Genomic DNA, 20,771 nt, shown 5'->3' with positions numbered 1-20,771 from the left:
TCGAAAGGGAATCAGGTAGTAGAGTAAAGTTACATATTGGCAATAATATCTTGTGCAAATTCTGATGTTGAACGTAATGTGGCACCTTCCAACATTTCAGCAAAATCGAACGTTACGGTTTTATTGGCGATGGTTTTAGACACTGCGTTTACGACCAAATCAGCGGCTTCAATCCACCCCAAGTGACGTAACAACATCTCTCCGCTTAGAATTAATGAACCTGGGTTGCCTTTGTTCTGACCTGCAATTTTAGGCGCGGTGCCGTGAGTTGCTTCAAAAATAGCTGCTTCGTTGCCGATATTGGCTCCTGGTGAAATACCAATGCCACCGACTTGGGCGGCAAGTGCATCTGAAATATAGTCCCCGTTAAGGTTTAATGTAGCAATTACGTCATAATCGGAAGGATGAAGTAATACTTCTTGCAAAAAGGCATCGGCGATGCAGTCTTTAATAATGATGTCTCGTCCGGTTTTGGGATTAGTCAATCGCATCCATGGGCCTTGATCAATCACTTGCGCACCAAATTCTTTCGCAACCTCGTAGCCCCATTCTTTAAACGCCCCCTCCGTGAATTTCATGATATTACCTTTATGTACTAAGGTGAGAGAAGTGCGGTCATTATCTAGGACGTATTGTAATGCAGCACGCACTAGACGCTGAGATCCTTGTTTGGAAACCGGCTTGATTCCGATTCCGCAATCCTGCGTAAAACGAATTTTTGTAACGTTCATTTCATCTTGCAAGAATTTGATGACTTTATCGGCCTCAGGTGAACCTGCAACCCATTCGACACCCGCGTAAATATCCTCAGAGTTCTCACGAAAGATGACCATATTTACTTTTTCAGGGTGTTTGACCGGGCTCGGTGTACCCTCATAGTAACGAATTGGACGTAAACAATTGTAGAGATCTAAGCCTTGGCGCATAGCGACATTTAAAGAGCGGATACCTCCTCCAACAGGGGTCATTAAAGGGCCTTTAATGGCAACATGATATTCACGAATTAGATCTAAGGTTTCAGACGGCAGCCATGTATTTTCCCCATATACTTCATTAGCTTTTCCGCCAGCATAAACTTCCATCCAGGCAATTTTACGTTTACCACCATAGGCCTTTTCTACTGCCGCATTAAGTACGGCTTGCATGGCTGGTGTTACATCCACCCCAATACCATCCCCCTCGATGAAGGGGATAATCGGATGGTTAGGAACCTGTAATGCGCCATCAATAAGTTGAATTTTTTCACCTTGTGGAATGTTGACTTTTGAACACATATCGACTCCTGTTGTAAGAAAAAAGAAGGTATATAGCGATGGTTTATTGATTTGCCATGCCCCGTAGTTAATTAAACAATATCAGCATTGAAATAAAAAAAAATAGATACAAACTTAAAACGTTAGTTAGATCACATTTTTTTAACAAATTTATTATGTTCATATAAAAAATCTTGCATTTTTTATTTTATTAGTGCTAGTTTCCTTAAAAATGCTTGATTTTACCTAACAGTTTACTTACTAAATACGCTAAAAGGAGGCTTGCATGTCAGCGACTAAAGTTACATTAACAATAGATAATCAAAGTTATAATCTTGATGTACATAAAGGGACGTTGGGATATGAGGCGGTAGATATTCGTCCATTAGCGAAGCATAAATTATTTGTTTACGATCCCGGTTTGGTTTCAACAGCGGTGTGTTGTTCTGAAATTACCTATGTTGATGGTGATGAAGGCATGTTGCTATACCGAGGTTACCCGATAGCGGATTTAGCCGATAAGTCGGATTATTTGGAGGTCAGTTATTTATTATTGTTTGGAGACCGCCCGACCAAGCAACAAGGCGAAGAGTTCAAAAATTTAGTAAAACGTCATACCTTAGTGCATGAACAGCTGACAAAATTTTTCCAAGGTTTCCGTCGAGACTCTCACCCGATGGCGGTGATGTGTGGCGTAAGTGGAGCACTTGCTGCGTTCTATCATGATGCAATCGATGTTGCTAACCCTGAACATCGTGAGCTCACCGCCATTCGTTTATTGGCAAAAATTCCGACGTTGGCTGCTATGTGTTATAAATATTCTATTGGTCAGCCGTTTATGTTCCCTCAAAATCATCTATCTTATGCAGCCAATTTCTTATATATGATGTTTGCCACCCCAAGTGAACCTTATGTGGTTAATCCGGTATTAGAACGAGCATTAGATAAAATTCTTATTTTGCATGCGGATCATGAGCAAAATGCATCGACTTCCACTGTGCGTACAGCTGCCTCATCAGGGGCGAATCCATTTGCTTGTATTGCGGCTGGGATTGCCTCACTTTGGGGGCCTGCACATGGAGGTGCTAATGAAGCTTGTATCAATATGTTAGAGGAAATTGGTACGGTTGATCGTATACCTGAATTTATTGCCCGTGCTAAAGATAAAAATGATCCGTTCCGTTTAATGGGGTTTGGGCACCGTGTGTATAAAAATTACGACCCTCGGGCAAGAGTCATGCGTGAAATTTGCCACGAAGTATTAAACGAGCTGAAAATTAATAATCCGCTGTTAGATGTTGCTGTTGAATTAGAAAAAATCGCCCTCAGTGATCCGTATTTTATTGAGCATAAACTTTATCCAAACGTCGATTTCTATTCAGGTATTGTGCTGAAAGCTATCGGTATTCCAAAATCCATGTTTACGGTGATGTTCGCCCTTGCTAGAACTGTAGGTTGGATTGCGCATTGGAAAGAAATGCATAAACAAGGCGACTTTAAAATAGTTCGTCCTCGTCAAATTTATGTGGGGAGTGCTAAACGAGAATTTAGCGAAGAGTAAGAAAAAATTAAGCCCTGTTTTAACAGGGCTTAATTATTAATAAAGTACCGTTAAAGGTATTAGAAGCTGTATTTCAAATTCGAGAAATAAACGCGACCTTCTTCTGGATAACCTGCATGATAGTAGTAGTTTTTATCAAACAAGTTGGAAACACCGGCTTCTACGCTGAAGTGTTTTGTTACATAATAGATCACTTTTGCATTGGTAACACCAAAGCCGGAAAGTTTGACTAATTCTGATTTTTTGCCAATGCCATCTGTACTATAGCGACCCTGTTCCGCTTCTTGGCTGACATAGAGAGATAGATTTGGCACAACTTTCCAATCCACATATGCAAAGAATTTATGTTTTGGAATATTGCGAATGATGTAGCTTGTGTTCATTTTGTTTTTCGCACGAGTGTAAGTGTAATTCGCACCGAACGTTAAGTTATCTGTCGCAAAAATAGTTGCCGCAAGTTCTACGCCTTTAAAGACTTCTTTGCCATAGTTGACATTCTTTTCCATGCCATTAGGTTGTTTTACCGGTTCAATAACATCTTTGACTTCAGAATAGAACAAGGCACCGTCTAATCGTAACCAATCATCAAAGGTGCGCATATAACTGGTTTCATAGTGATATGCCGCTTCAGGGCCTAGGTATGGATTCGGTTCAGTAGAGCCAAATCGACGCGAATAACGATCTTTCATGGTTGGGAAACGCGTTTTTTTAGCGAAACCAAGGGTGAATTCGTCATTTTGGTCGAAACTATGTACTAATTTGATTTGGTAATTGAAGGCATTTTTATTGCCAACATTAAACGGACAAAGCACATTCGTTTTGCCTAAGCTTTCACATCGATTTTCGCTTTCATAACTTTCCGCACGTTTTGCTTCGCGGTGATCAAAACTGACCCCTGTAATCAGCTTGGTTTGTTCTGAGAAGGTATGCGTGTTTTCTAATCCGAAGCTATAAGTTCTGTCTTTGCTTGTTTCAACTGGATCAAAACGGTTGTATTTCGGATACTCATTGTGTCCGCGATGCACATCGAATTTCGCAATAGAGGAGAATTTAATCAAATCTTTTTCGGTTAAATCGCCGCCTAACTCAATGCCTACGCCATAAGAATAATCCCTGTAATAGCTGTCTCCATTTTTGATGGATTTTTTAGGTCGAATGTTTAATGTTTGTGTGCTAAATGTCGCATCGTCAAAACTAGACAGTTTATTTTTAAATGTGTCGTAGAACACTTTTGTGTTGAGATACAGATGGTGGGAATCAAATTGCGTATGGGATAAGAAATAAATGCTGTCTTTATTCCATTCCGGCCAGCGCCAATAGCGGTCTTGGGAATTTTTGTTTGCACCGGAATATAACGGTTGCTGTTTATTGCCTTTTTGGGTGGAAAGCACTAAGGCATATTCATCGGTCATATTTGGGGTAAATGCCATTTTTAAACTGAGTTTTTTGTCTCGTTGTACGGAGTTTTCTGCGCGACCGCCATCATCGCCTTTCGGATTGATTTGATGGTAATGTTTGGAAAGCTGTAATCCTTGTTTTTCTACGAAAGCGCCGCTTAATTGCGCGTAGAAATACTCTTGTTTTGTGCCTAAGTTAAAGTAAGTTTGATTTGTACCGGTATCACCGCTGCGACCGTGTGAGAAACTATAACCGATTGTGCCTTCAAAGGGTTGGCTTGGTTTCTGGGTAATCAGGTTGACCGCACCGCCCAACGTATTGGCGCCATATAAGACGGAACTTGCACCTTTAGAAATATCCATACGGGACAAATCAAAGGTAGTAAAACGACCGATGTCCATATTGCCGTCATAAGGCACATAGACCGGAATCCCATCAATAAAAATCGGCACACGTCGTGCATCAAAACCGCGTACTAACAAATTATGTTCACTGCGCGCCCCGCTACGTTCTAAAAAGACGCCCGGTGTGGTTTTTGCCACATCAGAAACGCGAATTTGGTTGTTTTTTTGTAAATCGGCTTGATTGGTTCGGGCGGTACTCAAATCCGTTGATTTATCGGCAATCACCTCAATTTGTCCAAGCGTAAAAACGTCTTCGGCATAGGCCGCAGCATAAGCCATGGCAATGGCAGTGCAAAGAAGTGTTTTTTTCATCTTAATGTCCCTTTAAATTAACAGGCAAGTGGGAAGTGAAACGAAGTTGCAGCGCGAGGGTAACGGCAGCAAAAATCTTTTCATCGTTATGGGGGAAATTCTCCCGTAAAGTGCGGTGAGAATTTTTTACGTTTATTTTTCCTTCCGCCAATTCATTCAGTAGAACTGCTAAATCGAGGTTTAACTGTTCGGCAATTTGCGCAATCGAAAAATGCTCAAACGTCATGATGAGACGATCTAGACTGCAATAACTTGGGTATTTGTTGTGTAAAACGAGATCGGCAAATTGCGTGTTGATTTTCACCAGTTTATTTTTCCGGTTAAGCATATGCAGTAACAACGCCACAACCAGTAACACGGCAAAAGTGATATGCACATAAAACAACGTGCCCATTTGCCAACCGAAAAATAATCCAGCGCCACTTACCACCACGCAAAACAAACTGATGAGCGATGCGCACAACAGCAAGAATTTATAGATCACCTCAAATTTCATCTTTTCTACCTAACTTGGTTTAGGAAAAATAACGATATGTATAAAAACATATAGCGAGATTATTCTAGCAATTTTGCGTTATATATTCAAAAATATATAGTGTTTCGGTAGAATTTGAATTTATTGGCTTTGATGACCGCACTTTTAAGGATATTCACATGAAAAAATACTTCATCTTGTTATTTTCGCTGATTTTCGCGATAAACCTATGGGCAGAGAATACGCCTTCGGCTTTTCTGGCGGGAGAAGTTCCTGCATCTCAAACCATTGAGAAAGTGCTAAGTGCCGGCAACCCGAGTGATGTGCTATTGCTGTCGGTCGCACCACAAAAAATGGTGGGATTGGCGGGCTTTAATATGGCATCTCAGGGCGGTAAATTATTTCCTGCGGAACAACAAGCATTGCCGACGATTGGCAAAATTGCCGGCAAGGGCAGCACACTTTCTGCGGAAAAAATTGTGGCATTGCAGCCGAATTTGATTATTGATGTGGGGAATGTCACGCCGAATTATATTGACCAAGCCAAGCGTACTTTTGCCCAGACCGGCGTACCTTATTTATTATTAGACGGCAGACTTTCTGCCACGCCAAACACCTTGCGTGAACTAGGCAAATGGCTAGGCGTGGAACAATTAACAGAACAGCAAGCGCAATATGCGGAAGAAACCTTAAAAAGTGCGGTCGATTTTTCCGGTGTTTTACAACAATCCGCCTACTTGGCGCGCAGTGCTGACGGTTTGCAAACGGGGCAAAAAGGTTCCATTCATACTGAAGCCATGGAGTTGGTAGGCTTGCGTAATGTGGTGGAAGGGGAACATAAAGGCTTAACGCAAGTGTCTATGGAACAGTTATTGCTTTGGAATCCCGACATCATTTTGACGCAATACGCTGAATTTTTCCAAACCATCAAAAATAATCCGCAATGGAGCCAATTAAGTGCGGTGAAAAATCAGCGCGTTTTTTTCATTCCTAACCAACCGTTCGGTTGGCTCGATTCACCGCCAAGTTTGAATCGCTTGCTTGGCGTGCGTTGGTTACAACATTTGCTAAGCAACAAGCCGATGGCAGACTTCGCGCTGGAAGTGCAGCGTTTTTATAAATTGTTCTACCACATTGAACTGTCAACAGCACAGGCGGAGCAACTGCTGAAACAAGGACAATAATGCAACAGTTTATTCAACGTTCCCCACGTCTATTCTTTTTGCTGCTGATTGCGTTGTTAATCAGCAGTATTTTGCTTGCCTTGAATGTGGGTAAATTCCCCATTTCACCAAGCCAATTATGGCAAACCCTCGTCTGTTCATGGGAACCACAATGTAAGACAGATTCGCCCATTCACACTGTGTTATGGCAAATTCGTTCTCCGCGTATTGTGGTAGCGTGTTTAGTGGGCGCAGCCTTGGCGTGTGCCGGGGCAACCTACCAAGGCATGTTTAAAAATCCGTTAGTTTCACCGGATATTCTAGGTGTTTCCGCAGGGGCGGGATTGGGCGCGTCCTTGGCGATTTTTTACAGTTTGCCGATGTTTTATATTCAGCTGTTTGCTTTTTGGGGTGGCATTTCTGCGGTGTTTTGTGTCTCGCTCATTGCTTCTCGCAGCAAGGAGCAAGACCCGATTCTGGTTTTAGTCCTTGCCGGCATCGCCATCGGATCTTTGCTCGGCGCAGGTATTTCGTTGTTGAAAATTTTGGCAGATCCCTTTACTCAACTGCCTTCCATTACGTTTTGGCTGCTCGGCAGTTTAACCGCCATCACACCAAAAGATGTCTTGCAACTGGCACCGATTTTAATGCTCGGTATGGCACCGTTATTTTTACTGCGTTGGCGTTTAAATTTGCTTTCCTTGGAAGAGGAAGAAGCGCGCAGTTTAGGTGTGCCGATTAAAGCGACCCGTTACATTTTGATTATTTTCACCACCATTTGCACCGCAAGTGCGGTGTCGATTACAGGCATTATCGGTTGGGTTGGATTGCTCGTGCCACACATTGCCCGCTTGTTGGTGGGGGCGAATTTTATTTTGCTGTTGCCAACTTCTTTGTTGCTTGGCGCCAGTTTTCTGTTATTAACAGACACCTTGGCTCGTACCATCGCCGGCATTGAATTACCGTTGGGGATTCTCACCTCTGTGTGCGGTGCGCCGTTCTTCCTTTATTTGTTATTGCGGGGCAGACGATGAATTTGATCGAAACCCATGATTTAGCCATTGGTTACGGCAACAACGTTTTAATAAATAACATCAATTTCTGTTTACAGGAAAAACAAATTTGTTGTTTATTGGGGGCTAATGGGGCGGGAAAGAGTACCTTCTTGAAAACCTTGCTCGGTTTACAACCCGCATTACAAGGCGAAGTCTGCTGGCAACAACACCCGCTTTCTGCTTATACACAGGCAGAATTGGCACGCAATATCGCTTATGTGCCACAGGCGCACCAACATTTGTTTCCGTTTTTGGTACAAGACATGGTGTTGATGGGGCGTTCTGCCTTTTTGAAGTGGTATCAAACACCGACAGCGGAAGACAAAGAATTGGCGCTGTCCGCCCTTGCCGGGCTGCAAATTGAACATCTTGCCAAACGTTACTATCCGGAATTGAGCGGGGGAGAGAAACAACTTGTGCTTATTGCTCGAGCCATTGCGCAGCAAGCCAAATTGTTGGTGATGGATGAACCGACAGCGAGTTTGGATTTTGGCAATCAAATTCGTGTGTTGGAAAAAATTAAACAGCTCCAAGCACAAAATATTGCCTTGCTGATCACTACCCATAATCCGCAACAGGCCATGTATTTAGCCGAAAATATTTTGCTACTCGATCAGCAATATGGGGGCCAACAAGGCGCTCGAGAATCCCTTTTGACTTTGGAAAACTTAGCAAAAATCTACCGCACTTCAACTGCACAGCTACATCAACATTTGCGTTTTTAACCGATTCTTGACAGCAAACCTTTGTTCTAAAAAAACGAAAGTGCGGTCATTTTTGAGGGCGTTTTTATCAAAGAGATATGACCGCATTTATTCCTGCCAGCCGCCACCTAATGCCTTGTATAAATTAATCAAGCTTTTTGCACCAGCCAAACGGCTTTGAATCAGTCGATTTTGAGAATCCAATGCAGTCAGTTGCGCCATCAGTGCGTTATCTAAAGTTTTCTCGCCATATTTAAACAATTTTTCTGCGTTGATCGCTTGTGTCTGTGCTTGTCGGTAAGCCGTTTGCAGCAGCTGAGTTTGGCGATTTAACGCCGTTTGAGCTTGATAGCTGTTATCCACATCGGCAAGCGCTTGCAACAATGCTTTGTCATATTGCAACAGCGCGGTTTTTAGGCGGGCATCCGAGGCGTCAATGTTGGCTTGAATGCGTCCGTTGGTAAAAATCGGTAGGTGAATGCCTAAATTGAGCAAATTGCCCCAGCCTTTTAAATCGGGAATGTCTGTGTTGATGTCGATACGTCCTGTTTGCCCTAAAAATTGAATATCAAAGCGTGGATAAAGATCGGCTTTGGCAGACGCCAGTTTTGCAGCACGGGCTTGTACTTGGGCTTTATAGGCACGTAAATCCGGGCGACGTTCCAATATATCACCGGGAACCACCCCACGGGGCACTGGCGGTAAAACGCCAAGAAAATCGACCGCACTTGGGGTGAGATGAAATCCCTGTGGCGGTTGCCCGATCAGTACGGCAATGGCACGTTCATTAGCGGCGATTTGGGCTTTTAGTGTGGCTTGTTGCGCTTGCACGGCACTGATTTGGCTTTCTACTTGCAACACCTCATTTGCATTAGTTTGCCCCGCGCGGAAACGACCTTCCACATAATGCTTTAATTGACGTAAGCGTTTTTCGGTTTGTTGCAATAACGCTTGTTGTTGCGTTAGGGCCGCAATATTGGCGTAGCTTTCGGCAATTTGTCCAGCAACTAACATTTGTGCGGCATAAACCTGTTGTTGAGCACCTAATACGGCAGCTTGCGCCGCATCGCGATCACTTCGTTTTTTACCGAAAAAATCCAATTCCCAACTTGCGGAAATACCGGCCGATTGCACATTGCCTGACCGATCATAAGAACGGTGGGTGAGCGGATTTTTCACATGCGTGTACATTAATCCTGCCGTACTTTGCGCCCCTACTTGGGGGCCAAGATCCGCTTGGGTATATTGACTGATTGCCTGTGCTTCCAATAACCGTGCTTTGGCGATTTCAATATCAAAGTTATGTTTTAATCCCTGTTCAATGAGTTGAGTCAGTTGCGGATCTCGCCAGTTTTGCCACCAACGAGTGATCTCTGTGGTTGATTGGATGGTTGCTGCATTTTGTATCTGTTCAAATTGCGCAGGAATGTTCACTTTTGATGACAAGTCAACATGGGTTGTACAGCCGGTTAATGCAATAAATATCGCGATGAGACTGAGTTTAGGCGTGATCTTTTTCATAACCTTTTCCTTCTTTAACCTTGGCGTGACAACATGGATTTGAACTGGGCTAATGCCACGCTTAAAAATAAAGCACCTAATGCTGCAATTTTGACTAATTTATCCCACACCAAGTCGATGCCGGCGCCACGAAATAACACATCTTGTGCGTAAGCGCCAAAAATGGTAGTGGGTGACAGTTGGGTGAGTTGTTGTACGATCTCCGGCATATTGTCCACTGGCGACATGGTGCCGGAAAGCATATACATGACGATATACACGGGCAGCACTAATAAGCCAAATTGGGGCATGGTAGGGGCGAAAATCGCCAACATAATGCCGAGCGAAGCAATAGTGAAAATAAAGACGGCAGCACCTAACAAATATAAGGAAAATGCGCCTGGCGGCAATGGCGTACCGATGATTTTATGCACCACAAAATAGAGAGAAAAAGCCACCACGGTCAGTAACACCAATTCGTTTGCCAAAATTTTAGCGATGGCAATTTCGCTGGAGCGTACCGGCATGACCAATATATGTTCTAATGTGCCGCGTTCCCGTTCACGAATTACCGCGGCGCCCACCAGTAACATGGTCAGCAAATTGAGATATCCCACAATATTCATGCCCCCCATAAACCAACTGCTTGAAAAATTAGGGTTATAAAGAACGTTAATGGTCGGCTCAATAAGAAGGCGATGAGCTTGACGAACGTGTAGAAAATCGTTCATTTCTTCACGAAATATTTGTGAAATATAAGAAACGCCAATGGCGGCTTGGGTCATCGCTGTGGCATCGGACAATAATTGAATAGACGGATTATGCCCCGCCAAAACATCCCGTTCGTAATTGGGCGGAATATCCAAAATAAACGTGTATTCTCCGGTATCCATTAAGCGATCCGCTTCGTTGGCGTTGATCGTGTGCACTTTACGGAAATTCGGCGCAATAAGGCTTTGTTGTAAACGATAGGAGAGCGCGGAATGATCGTGATCAACAATGGCCACAGAAGCGTTTTTCACTTCTAAGGTAATGGAATTGGCGACAGAGTAAACGGCGGCGGTAAACATATAAATGATTAATACCACCAACACCAGGTCGGAGAATAAGCTGCGCAGTTCTTTGCCTGATAAATACATCACATTTTTTATCCATCTGAACATCTTATTTCTCCTGTTTTTTCAGCAATGCCACCGCGCCACAGAAATACACGGCATAAATGGTGAGCAAAGCGCCGTAGCTACTAAGGAAATCCATAAAGCCTAAGCCTTTGGTAAAACCACCTAAGCTGATAATAAGGAACCAATAGCCGGGAAATAACTGTGCAATCACATAAATATGAGAAGGCAGAGTCGAGGTTGGATAGAGCATGCCGGAGAAGTTTAACGTTGGGATTAGGATAACGATTGCCGTGGCAAAAATAGCAGCAATTTGTGATTTTACAAAACAGGACACCAATAAACCGAACGCCGTGGATGCCGTGATGATAAAGAGTGCCCCTAAGGTCATCGCCCACATAGAACCTTTGACCGGAACACCAAATACCACCACGGCAATCCACACCATAATCAAATAGCTGATAAACGCCAGCACAATATAAGGCAGTTGTTTACCGAGTAAAAACTGCAGGGTATCGGCAGGACAACCGTACAAATTCATGATGGAGCCGATTTCTTTTTCTCTTACTACGCCTAGCGCCGTCATCATGGCCGGAATTAACATCATCGCCAACATAATAATACCCGGTGTCATGGCAAAAATACTTTTGAAATCCTGGTTATACACAAAACGGGGGGTTAATAAGCTGGAATTGGGCAACGTAATGCCTTGCTGTTGCAAGCTTTCTTGAACATATTGTGTGAGCACACCGACCACCGAACCCCGCAGATTTTCTGCAGTAGAAGGAAATGCGCCATCAATGAAAAATCCCACTTCCGGCGTTTGTTGGCGTAATACTTTTTTGCCAAAATCCGGTGGAATTTCAATCACCAATTTGACTTTAGCCGCTTGTAAAACCGCATTAATTTCTTGTTCGGAATGAATATCGGGTTTACGTACAAAATAACCGGAACCGGTAAAATATTCCGTAAAACGGCGACTTTCCGAACTGTTATCATAATCCAGGACGGTGAAATTTGAGGGATGTACGTCAAAAGAAATGCTGGACGCCATGGTGAAAAGCATAATGACTGGGCCGAGCAATGCGAAAAATAAACGGATTCTATCACGCAAAAGCTCTTTGCCTTCACGCACTGCAAAGGTCCAAACGAGCGACCACCAAGCGAGCCAGCCGGTTTCTGTTGCAGTTGTAGAAACGTCTGTAAAATTGACCGCACTTTTTTTTGTCTTTTCTGTTGGTGGCACCGTAATGTCATCGGCTTGTTCTTCCAAATAACAAATAAAGGCTTCTTCTAAGGTCGCTACTTGTTTCTCTAAACGTAAAGTTTCCGGTGTGCCGACCGCCAACACTCGTCCGCGGTGCATAAAGGAAATCCGATCACAACGTGCCGCTTCATTCATAAAATGGGTTGTGACAAAAATCGTAATTTTGTCTTCACGGGAAAGCTTTATCAGGTATGCCCAAAACATATCCCGTGCGGCGGGATCTACACCCGAAGTCGGTTCGTCCAGTATCAACACTTCTGGTTTATGCAAACAGGCGGCGGCAAGTTGTAAACGCTGACGGATGCCAAGAGGCAGGGCAGAAGGATATTCATCGGCAACATGGAGTAAGTCGAATTGCTGCATAACGGCTTGCACATATTCCGTCCATTGAGCACGTGGAATTTGATATAGCTTGGCGTGCAGCATGAGATTTTGTGAAACGCTCAGTTCTTCATACAGCGAAAAGGCTTGTGACATATAGCCCACGCGTTTTCGGGTATCGATGTTACTTGCATCAATCGGCTGACCGAGCAATGTTGCCGTGCCTTCTGTGGGTTCCAATAAGCCGGTGAGCATTTTCATGGTGGTGGATTTTCCGCAACCATTAGATCCTAAAAAACCGAAAATTTCCCCTTTAGGAATAGTAAAACTCACATTATCCACAGAAACAAAATCATCGAATTTTTTGGTGAGTCCGGTGGCTGTAATCACCGGTGGTTGATTCGGTTCCGGCGTAAAGGACGGAATATGAAAGCCATTTAACCCACCTCGTTTTTCCGGAGGAAGCAGTTTGATATAGCTTTCCTCCAGATTAGCACTTTGGGTTTCTGCAATAAGTTGTTGGGTCGGCGCATTGGCGATCAATTTGCCGTCATCCATGGCGAGAACATGTTCAAAGCGTTCTGCTTCATCGATATATGCCGTTGAAACAATAACGGTCATGCCGTCTTCTTCTTGGCGTAAATCGTCCACTAATCGCCAAAATTGACGGCGCGAAAGAGGATCCACACCGGTGGTGGGTTCATCCAAAATTAACAAATCGGGGCTATGTACTAAAGCACAACATAGACTCAGTTTTTGTTTCATACCGCCTGATAGTTTACCGGCAGCACGATTTGCAAAAGGGGCAAGCCCTGTGGCATTAAGTAAGCGTTGAATGCGATCGTGACGTTGCTGCTTGTTTAAGCCGAACAAGCGAGCGTGGAAATCAATGTTTTCATAAATAGACAGGGTAAGATAGAGATTCTTCCCAAGCCCCTGAGGCATAAAGGCAATTTGATGGGAAAGTGTGTCACGGGCTTTTTTCTCGGCAACATTCAGTCCAAATACCTGCACAGAACCCGTTTGAAGGATTTTTACGCCGGCGATTAGCGACAACAACGTGGATTTTCCTACACCGTCCGGGCCGATTAAGCCGACAGTCATTCCGCGCGGAATTTGGAGGGTGATATCTGAAAGTGCGGTGGTTTTTCCGTACGAATGTGATAGATGTTCAACCGAAACAGCAAAAGGGGCGGTACTCATGGCTAGTCACCTTGCGGCAATTTGACATCCAACCGTTCCACCCACTGCGCCTGCGGGTCATATTTAACGTAGCCTATTGCCGTCATGCCACCTTTTAATAAGTCTTTATATTTCAAAGCAATTTCTACTGGAATTTGTAATTTCACTTTGAACATCAATTTTGCACGTTCTTCGGTGGTTTCGACAGATTTAGGGGTAAATTGCGCATTGTGAGCAACAAAAGTGATTTTGGCGGGGAAGACGGCATTCATGCCATCAATGACAATGCGTGCTTCATCACCTAATTGAATCTGATTCATTTGCTGAGCGGTAAGAAACACATTGATATAGGTGTCTGTTGGATCCAGCACGCTGACGACTTTGCCACCGGCACCCAATACATTGCCTGCTTCGGCAATTTGATATTCAAGTCGACCGTCTTTCGGTGCCTTAATGATCATATCTTCATGTTGAGATTGGGCTTTTTCTAACTGTGCCTGCGCTTGAGCCACCCCAGCTTCTGCTTCGGCTTTGGCGGCTTGAGTGGTATTTAGCGCGGCAAGAGAGGCGTTATATGCGGCTTGACGACGTTCTAATTCGGTCGTTGAAATGAGATTATCGTGGCGTAATTTGAAGGCGTTATCCAGTTCTAATTTGGCAACCTTGGTTTGTTGTTGACGGGCATCTATTTCTGCTAAGGCACGAGCCACTGTTTCTTCTGCGCGTCTTTTTTGCGCCAATGCGGCGGAAACCTGCGTTTGTGAAATGCTAGAAGAAAGACGCGCGAGCGGTTGATTGATTTTTACCTCATCACCTTCTTGCACCAAGATTTCTTCTACCCGTCCCGGATACAGGGTGGCGACATCTAATCGTTTTAACTCCAAACGTCCATTAACGGCAGCGATTCCTGCCAATTCTTCAGCTTGTAATTGTTGGTTCTTCCAAACGGCAAAACCTGCCGCACCTAAGATCACTAAACCTAACACTAAATATTTTCTAGTCATATCCATTGTCCTTATTTAACGAGGTTTACATAAAGATTATAGAGTCGAGCAAACTTTGCTCAAGTGATAACCCGTTATCCGTTGATATATATCAGAAAATAAACATAAAAAACGTTAAAAAAACTGACTGCACTTTTATTTTCCCAATATCGAGCGCGGTCTTTTTTATACTTACTTATTGCTATTTATTAATTTATATAGCGATCGTATTATTGCGCGATTTTTTATCAAACTAAGGATTTATCAATGAAAAAATTCCCTCGACTCAGCATTATTAGTTTGGCTGTGATTTCAACTTTTGCACAAGCGGAAAGCACGCAAAAACTAGACGAAATTCAAGTGACGGCAGAAGAACAAGTGAAACAATCACTGGGTGTTTCTGTGGTAACAGCGAAAGATTTAGAACGTAATCCTATTGAAAATGACGCGTCTGAAATTATTGCTAAACAACCGGGCGTAACCTTAAGTACCAACGCACCGGGCGGTGCTCGCGGTAATAAACGTCAGGTGGATATTCGCGCCATGGGGCCGGAAAATACCCTGATTTTGGTGGACGGTAAACCGGTGAAATCCCGTAACTCCGAACGTTACGGCAGAAACGGTACCCGTAATACCCGTGGTGATACCAACTGGGTACCGGCGGATGCCATTGAATCCATTGAAGTGTTGCGTGGGCCGGCAGCAGCTCGTTACGGTTCCGGCGCGATGGGTGGTGTGGTTAATATTAAAACCAAATCTCCGACCAGTGAGTATCACGGCAGTGTGAATCTTTTCACCGAACAACCGGAAGACGGCAAAGAAGGTTACACCAACCGTCTTGGTTTTAACGTCAGCGGTCCGTTAATTAAGGATGTATTAGGTTTCCGTTTATACGGCAACATTGCAAAAACACAAGCGGATGCGTTGGATATCAACTCAGGTGAAGATGCTTTCGTTAATAACAATGCGGGAACACAAGACAATACCCGTTATGCCGGTCGTGAAGGTGTGCGTAACCGTGATGTGGCAGGACAGTTAGTTTGGAATATTACCCCGGATCAAAAATTAACCTTTGATGCGGCATACAGTCGTCAAGGCAATATTTATAACGGGGATACACAAAACAGCTCTGTTTTACTGAATCAAGCTATGAAAACCAGCCGTGATCTTGCGTTACAACATGCGGAAACCTCAACGCTTTATCGTCAAAGTTACGGTTTAACACATGAAGGCAAATGGGGCGTGTTAGATAACCGCACTTATTTCACTTTCGACCAAACCCGTAACTATCATTATCCGGAAGGCTTGTTGGGCAGTACGGAAGGGGCTTACAACGGGTTAAATAAATCTGTCGGTTTACTCAGAAACTACCGTTTTAGCAATGAACTTTATATTCCGTTTGCTTTGGGGCACACCAGTCATATGGTAACTGTTGGTGCGGAAGCTTCCCGTTCTGAATTGGATGATGCTGCTTCTATGACGCAAACCATGCAAGTTTATGCCATTGTGCCTTGGTTAAAAGATAAAGGGCGTAGTGGTAAAGTGGCACAAAATGAATGGGCGGCGTTCTTGGAAGACAACATTATGTTGCCAAATAACAAGACTATTTTAACACCGGGCATTCGTTTTGATTCCAGTACCAATTCTAAATCTAATTGGAGCCCGTCATTCAACTTCTCACACCAAGTGAGCGAAAACTGGAAAATTAAAGGTGGGGTAGCAAGATCCTATAAAGCACCGAATTTTTATCAATCTTCCCCGAATTATTTGCTCATTAACGCGAGTAATGGTTGTCCGATTGACAGCGCAAATAACTGGAATAATCCAAATGCGTTAAATTCAACCGGTAGTGTTGTTAAAACAGATGCCAAAGGCAGACAATATACTGTTCTTCAAAACAGTAATCCGAAAGGTTTTGACTGGGGACGTGCTTGTTATTTCTTAGGCAATGAAAATATCAAACCGGAAACCAGCTGGAACAAAGAAATCGGCTTTGAATATGAAAACGAAGGTAAATTGTTCTCCTTGGCGTATTTCCACAATGATTATCGCAATAAAATCGTGTCTAACGGTGAATTCTTAACGACCATTGATGCACCGGCAGGCGGCTATGATCGTGAAATTCGTGCAAGTAATACTCCGGACGGAAGAGCGATTTATCGTAACTACACGGCAACCAATGTTTATCGTTGGGGCAATACACCAAGAGCGATTATTGAAGGGGTTGAAGGTAATATCACATTACCATTCTTGGATGATGCGATTTTATTCAGTACCAATCTCACCTATATGCTCAAAAATAAAAACAAGGAAACCGGCAATCCGATTTCTCTTGTGCCGAAATACACGGTGAACAGCAATCTTAATTGGAAAATTAATAATCATTGGGATGTGAATACCTCTTACACCCGTTACGGCAAACAAAAAACCGTTGAGAATGCGGAAAACTTTATGCACGTAATTTATAACACCGGTGAAAGCCTGGTGACGCAATATCAACTTGGTAGCTACGGCATCTGGGGCGCTAACGTTGGCTATAAATTTAATAACAGTTTAAGCCTACGTGTGGGGGTGAATAATATTTTAGATAAACGTATTTATCGTAACGCCGGCACGGCACGCACCTATAATGAGCGTGGTCGTTCTTACTTTGCGAATTTGAAATACAGTTTCTAAAATTGATTGTGTAAAAAAGTGCGGTGAATTTTCACCGTATTTTTTTATGGAAGAAAAACACATAAAAAAACAACCGTACTTTTTCAAGTGCGGTTGTTTTATCTTTAATTAAGAATAAATTATTCTACGCCAACCATTACTGAAGTGGCTTTGATAATTGCATAAGCGTCTTTGCCTACCGCTAAACCTAATTCTTTTACCGCTTCAAGAGAGATGGTAGAAGAAATTACGTTGCCACCACCGATATCAAGGTGAACGATAGCGTTTACAGAACCGCTTTCGATTGAAACAACTTTACCTTTTAATTGGTTTCTTGCACTGATTTTCATAGAAATTTCCTTATGTTGATGCCCATACAACTCGCGGGCGGTTGAAAAAGAGCGTGCATTTTACATGGAATAATTTAAAAAACCAATACTACTTAAGAGGTGATAGCCCTTTTAAGATTTGCTCAGCGTTTTCTTTACTTAATGCATAACCGTAATATTTTTTGTAAAACGCCTGTGTTTTTTCCACCATATCAATGTCTTGGAATTTTTCCGGGTGGAATAATTGTGCCGCCCACAAAATTTGTAAGGCTTCTTCTGCACTATAACGATCCCATGGGAAAGTCCCCGTCGGGTTGGCATAAATACGATTATTTTTGACCGCACTGATGGATTGCCAAGTTGGATCAGATTTGATTTTCTCAATGGCGGCTTGAGATTTATTGCCGCTGCTGCCGATGATAATTACATCCGGATTAGCTTCCACAATGGACTCCATGGTGACAGTCACCATGTTGGCTTGATCCGGTAACACGCTTTTACCGCCGGCTAAACGAATCCATTCACCAATCATGGATTTGCCACCGTCAATCTTAAGTAAATCAGCGCCGCTAGTGATGTGCAATACAGTCGGACGTTTTTCTTCTTTCACGTCTTTAATGCGGGATTCGACGAATTGAATGTTGCCTTCAAGTTCTTTGATGTAACTTTTCGCGATTTCAGGGGCTTTGTCTCCTAAAACCTCGGCAGTGATGCTCACAGTTTTCTTTAATCCATCAAAATCTTGAAAACTCACACGCACGCCTTTTAAGCCGGCTTGGTTTATTTCGGTTAGCATGGATTTTTTAGACAACAACACAGCATCCGGTTTTTGGGATAACAATTCTTCCACTTGAATAGTTTCACCGTTAGTTAGCACCGGAACGTTTTTAATGTTTGGATACACTTCAGCGAACCAAGGATTCGCCGCAATAGCGGTGGTCGTTGCAACTAATTTGTCGGCCCCACCTAATAGCAACACGATTTGGTTATTGGCATGCCAAAGGTCGGCGACACGTTCCACGCGATCAGCGATTTCCACTTGGTTACCATCCACATCGGTGATAATTTTCGCTTGCGCGGAAAATGCCAACAAAGTAGCAGCAAAAAGTGCGGTAAGTTTTAGAGATGTTTTTTTCAGGGTCATAAGCACGTCCTCTTAAATATGCGTAATGGCACAGATTTTGCGTCCTAATTCAGGCACTTCAATTAAGCACAAATCTGTTTGGTAAAGTTCTCGCAGATTATCTTCTGTGAGAATGTCTTCGGTTAAACCACAGTGCAATTTCCCTTGGGTATTTAAGATGGCCACTTTGCTGTTCGGGATCACATCATGCAAAAGCATCGGGTGATCAGGATTATGGGTGGTCATAATGATGGAAAATTGCTGATGTGATAACTCTTTAATCAGGCTCAAGGTTTTAAATACATTGCCGTAATCCAAGGCGGAGGTCGGCTCATCAAACAAAATCAGTTGCGGCTGTTGCACTAAAATTTTGGCTAAATTCACTAATTGTTTTTCACCGCCGCTCATTTGCATATAAATTTTGTCGGCAAAATGGCTGATACCCAGTTGGGCTAAGGCTTGTTCTGCGAGGTGATAATCTTCCTCATGCGGTTTGCCGAACAAACCTAGGTGAGCTGCACGTCCCAGCACCACATAATCCAATACCTTGTATTGATAAGTTTGCGGTGAATGTTGCGATACATAGGCGACTTGACGGGCAATTTGTTTACTTGTCAGATGTTTAATTTCTACACTATTGAGAAAAATTTCGCCCCGTTGTGGTGTGAGTAAACCGGCAATACAGTTCAGCAGCGTTGATTTTCCGCGTCCGTTAGCACCGAGGATGGTGACTAATTCACCTGCATTCAGCGTTAAGTCCACACCATTTAATAACGGAATATGAGGCTGATGTTGAAAATAAAGTTGGTTGATTTTTAACATATCAACTCCTTATTCCGCGACTTTTTGTTTTACTAATACCCAAGCAAAGAACGGCGCGCCGATAAAGCCTGTGAGAATGCCAAGCGGAATTTCTTGGGTATATAAGTTGCGGGCCAAGGTGTCGATAACCAATAAGAAAATGGCGCCGATCAGTGCAGAAAGCGGTAGGGTGCGAAGGTTATTGTCGCCAATAAACATACGCGCCAAATGCGGAATAATTAAGCCAATCCAACCGATCGTGCCGCTTAAGCAGACCGCAGAAGCAGTGAGCAAGGTGGCAAACACCACCATAACGTTGCGTTCCAAACGAATATTGGCACCAATTAATTTTGCTTCCCGATCACCCAATGACAACACGTTAATGCGCCAGCGCATCATGAGTAAACCGCCGGTAGTAAATAGAATAATCGGGGCGAGTATGCTTAGATTTTTGTAATCTACTTTGGTCAGGCTCCCCATTTGCCAATACACGATATCGGCAAGTTGGGTTTCCGGGTCGGCGAGATATTTAATTAAACCAAGGCAAGCCATCATAAAACCAGAAATAATAATTCCGGAAAGCACAAGAATAATCGTGGAATCACGTCGCACCAGTTTCGGCAGGCTCATGGTCATCAACACGGCAATTAAACCGCCTACAAACGCGAATCCTTGAATGGCAAACAAACCGAAACCGAGCAAAATCGCAATGGCTGCGCCAATACAAGCACCACTGGATACACCTAACAGATCAGGCGACACCAACGGATTGCGGAAAATTCCCTGAAAGGTTGCACCCGCCACCGCAAGCGCAGAGCCCACTAAAATAGCAGCAAGAATGCGTGGCAAGCGCAGATTGAAAATGATGTTGTTTTGTACGTCACTGGTGTTATTGCCCATTAGGCTTTGCACCACATTTTCAATCGGAATGGCAAAGCGCCCCCAAGACAAGGAAAACAAGGCAAGGCTAAAAAGCAATAAAATAAGCAAGATAAAAATCAGCGTGTTTTTATTCATGAGAAAAGCGCGGTTAGTTTTTAATGCGGTTCATTATATATGAAATTATACATGTCTTTGTAGTTTATTTTATATAACGAAATTAAGGGAGTAGCCAAAACGAGTAGGAAACTGACCGCAATTTAAAGAATTATAGGTGTAGATGAGTAG

16 protein-coding genes are annotated in these 20,771 nt (G+C 43.3%); 5 read left to right on the top strand and 11 right to left on the bottom strand.

Features of this window, described 5'->3' with window-relative positions:
• Positions 1-29: 29 nt before the first annotated feature.
• Positions 30-1,274, bottom strand: a complete 1,245-nt coding sequence (gene icd / locus LQ983_RS00845) for an NADP-dependent isocitrate dehydrogenase (protein ID WP_230621304.1) — start codon at positions 1,272-1,274, stop codon at positions 30-32.
• A gap of 265 nt (positions 1,275-1,539) precedes the next feature.
• Here icd and LQ983_RS00840 point away from each other — a divergent pair, with 265 nt between their 5' ends.
• Entirely contained in the window at positions 1,540-2,814 is a 1,275-nt protein-coding gene (locus LQ983_RS00840; RefSeq protein ID WP_230621303.1) for a citrate synthase, read from the top strand.
• A 59-nt stretch (positions 2,815-2,873) separates the two neighbouring features.
• On the opposite strand, the gene LQ983_RS00835 is transcribed toward LQ983_RS00840, so the two are convergent.
• Positions 2,874-4,928 carry a TonB-dependent siderophore receptor gene (locus tag LQ983_RS00835; protein WP_230621302.1) on the bottom strand — a complete coding sequence of 685 codons (2,055 nt, stop codon included), beginning with the start codon at positions 4,926-4,928 and terminating at the stop codon, positions 2,874-2,876.
• A 1-nt stretch (position 4,929) separates the two neighbouring features.
• Positions 4,930-5,424 (bottom strand): hypothetical protein, encoded by a 495-nt coding sequence (locus LQ983_RS00830; RefSeq protein ID WP_230621301.1) that lies wholly within the window; start codon positions 5,422-5,424, stop codon positions 4,930-4,932.
• 158 nt (positions 5,425-5,582) lie between these two features.
• Here LQ983_RS00830 and LQ983_RS00825 point away from each other — a divergent pair, with 158 nt between their 5' ends.
• From LQ983_RS00825 to LQ983_RS00815, 3 genes are read left to right on the top strand one after another with little or no spacing between them, the layout of a single operon-like run.
• Positions 5,583-6,587 (top strand): iron ABC transporter substrate-binding protein, encoded by a 1,005-nt coding sequence (locus LQ983_RS00825; RefSeq protein WP_230621300.1) that lies wholly within the window; start codon positions 5,583-5,585, stop codon positions 6,585-6,587.
• Positions 6,587-7,600: an iron ABC transporter permease gene (locus tag LQ983_RS00820; RefSeq protein WP_230621299.1), complete on the top strand. Its 1,014-nt coding sequence runs from the start codon at positions 6,587-6,589 to the stop codon at positions 7,598-7,600. Before LQ983_RS00825 ends, LQ983_RS00820 begins: the two co-directional genes overlap by 1 nt.
• On the top strand, positions 7,597-8,346 hold the full coding sequence (locus LQ983_RS00815; protein WP_230621298.1) for an ABC transporter ATP-binding protein: 750 nt from the start codon (positions 7,597-7,599) through the stop codon (positions 8,344-8,346). Before LQ983_RS00820 ends, LQ983_RS00815 begins: the two co-directional genes overlap by 4 nt.
• Positions 8,347-8,433: 87 nt before the next feature.
• On the opposite strand, the gene LQ983_RS00810 is transcribed toward LQ983_RS00815, so the two are convergent.
• The 4 genes from LQ983_RS00810 to LQ983_RS00795 are packed head-to-tail and all read right to left on the bottom strand — an operon-like array spanning position 8,434 to position 14,717.
• Positions 8,434-9,846, bottom strand: a complete 1,413-nt coding sequence (locus LQ983_RS00810) for an efflux transporter outer membrane subunit (RefSeq protein WP_230621297.1) — start codon at positions 9,844-9,846, stop codon at positions 8,434-8,436.
• Positions 9,847-9,860: 14 nt separating this feature from the next.
• A complete protein-coding gene (locus tag LQ983_RS00805) occupies positions 9,861-10,988 on the bottom strand; it encodes an ABC transporter permease (RefSeq protein WP_230621296.1) in 1,128 nt (375 codons plus the stop codon).
• 1 nt (position 10,989) lies between these two features.
• Positions 10,990-13,734, bottom strand: coding sequence for a ribosome-associated ATPase/putative transporter RbbA (gene rbbA, locus LQ983_RS00800; protein ID WP_230621295.1), 2,745 nt, complete (start codon positions 13,732-13,734; stop codon positions 10,990-10,992).
• Positions 13,735-13,736: 2 nt separating this feature from the next.
• Positions 13,737-14,717, bottom strand: coding sequence for an HlyD family secretion protein (locus LQ983_RS00795; protein ID WP_230621294.1), 981 nt, complete (start codon positions 14,715-14,717; stop codon positions 13,737-13,739).
• A 246-nt stretch (positions 14,718-14,963) separates the two neighbouring features.
• Here LQ983_RS00795 and LQ983_RS00790 point away from each other — a divergent pair, with 246 nt between their 5' ends.
• Positions 14,964-17,372: a FepA family TonB-dependent siderophore receptor gene (locus LQ983_RS00790; protein WP_230621293.1), complete on the top strand. Its 2,409-nt coding sequence runs from the start codon at positions 14,964-14,966 to the stop codon at positions 17,370-17,372.
• Between the two features lie 119 nt (positions 17,373-17,491).
• On the opposite strand, the gene LQ983_RS00785 is transcribed toward LQ983_RS00790, so the two are convergent.
• The 4 genes from LQ983_RS00785 to LQ983_RS00770 all read right to left on the bottom strand — a co-directional run bounded on the left by LQ983_RS00785 (position 17,492) and on the right by LQ983_RS00770 (position 20,621).
• Complete coding sequence (locus LQ983_RS00785; RefSeq protein ID WP_006718235.1) at positions 17,492-17,701, bottom strand: molybdopterin-binding protein; 210 nt, start codon at positions 17,699-17,701, stop codon at positions 17,492-17,494.
• Between the two features lie 88 nt (positions 17,702-17,789).
• A complete protein-coding gene (locus tag LQ983_RS00780) occupies positions 17,790-18,824 on the bottom strand; it encodes an ABC transporter substrate-binding protein (protein ID WP_230621292.1) in 1,035 nt (344 codons plus the stop codon).
• 12 nt (positions 18,825-18,836) lie between these two features.
• Positions 18,837-19,625 (bottom strand): ABC transporter ATP-binding protein, encoded by a 789-nt coding sequence (locus tag LQ983_RS00775; RefSeq protein ID WP_230621291.1) that lies wholly within the window; start codon positions 19,623-19,625, stop codon positions 18,837-18,839.
• Between the two features lie 9 nt (positions 19,626-19,634).
• The gene (locus LQ983_RS00770; RefSeq protein ID WP_230621290.1) at positions 19,635-20,621 is read right to left on the bottom strand and encodes an iron ABC transporter permease; all 987 of its coding nucleotides are present in this window, start codon (positions 20,619-20,621) and stop codon (positions 19,635-19,637) included.
• Positions 20,622-20,771 lie beyond the last annotated feature (150 nt).

It is taken from the genome of Aggregatibacter sp. Marseille-P9115 (assembly GCF_920939465.1).
Classification (GTDB): domain Bacteria; phylum Pseudomonadota; class Gammaproteobacteria; order Enterobacterales; family Pasteurellaceae; genus Aggregatibacter; species Aggregatibacter segnis_B.
This window is presented reverse-complemented; position numbering and strand designations above follow the sequence as displayed.

What these genes read in the sequence shown, in the direction of transcription:
- icd (WP_230621304.1), bottom strand. Translation starts at nt 1,274, where the DNA reads ATGTGTTCAAAAGTCAACATTCCACAAGGTGAAAAAATTCAACTTATT.
- LQ983_RS00840 (WP_230621303.1), top strand. Translation starts at nt 1,540, where the DNA reads ATGTCAGCGACTAAAGTTACATTAACAATAGATAATCAAAGTTATAAT.
- LQ983_RS00835 (WP_230621302.1), bottom strand. Translation starts at nt 4,928, where the DNA reads ATGAAAAAAACACTTCTTTGCACTGCCATTGCCATGGCTTATGCTGCG.
- LQ983_RS00830 (WP_230621301.1), bottom strand. Translation starts at nt 5,424, where the DNA reads ATGAAATTTGAGGTGATCTATAAATTCTTGCTGTTGTGCGCATCGCTC.
- LQ983_RS00825 (WP_230621300.1), top strand. Translation starts at nt 5,583, where the DNA reads ATGAAAAAATACTTCATCTTGTTATTTTCGCTGATTTTCGCGATAAAC.
- LQ983_RS00820 (WP_230621299.1), top strand. Translation starts at nt 6,587, where the DNA reads ATGCAACAGTTTATTCAACGTTCCCCACGTCTATTCTTTTTGCTGCTG.
- LQ983_RS00815 (WP_230621298.1), top strand. Translation starts at nt 7,597, where the DNA reads ATGAATTTGATCGAAACCCATGATTTAGCCATTGGTTACGGCAACAAC.
- LQ983_RS00810 (WP_230621297.1), bottom strand. Translation starts at nt 9,846, where the DNA reads ATGAAAAAGATCACGCCTAAACTCAGTCTCATCGCGATATTTATTGCA.
- LQ983_RS00805 (WP_230621296.1), bottom strand. Translation starts at nt 10,988, where the DNA reads ATGTTCAGATGGATAAAAAATGTGATGTATTTATCAGGCAAAGAACTG.
- rbbA (WP_230621295.1), bottom strand. Translation starts at nt 13,734, where the DNA reads ATGAGTACCGCCCCTTTTGCTGTTTCGGTTGAACATCTATCACATTCG.
- LQ983_RS00795 (WP_230621294.1), bottom strand. Translation starts at nt 14,717, where the DNA reads ATGACTAGAAAATATTTAGTGTTAGGTTTAGTGATCTTAGGTGCGGCA.
- LQ983_RS00790 (WP_230621293.1), top strand. Translation starts at nt 14,964, where the DNA reads ATGAAAAAATTCCCTCGACTCAGCATTATTAGTTTGGCTGTGATTTCA.
- LQ983_RS00785 (WP_006718235.1), bottom strand. Translation starts at nt 17,701, where the DNA reads ATGAAAATCAGTGCAAGAAACCAATTAAAAGGTAAAGTTGTTTCAATC.
- LQ983_RS00780 (WP_230621292.1), bottom strand. Translation starts at nt 18,824, where the DNA reads ATGACCCTGAAAAAAACATCTCTAAAACTTACCGCACTTTTTGCTGCT.
- LQ983_RS00775 (WP_230621291.1), bottom strand. Translation starts at nt 19,625, where the DNA reads ATGTTAAAAATCAACCAACTTTATTTTCAACATCAGCCTCATATTCCG.
- LQ983_RS00770 (WP_230621290.1), bottom strand. Translation starts at nt 20,621, where the DNA reads ATGAATAAAAACACGCTGATTTTTATCTTGCTTATTTTATTGCTTTTT.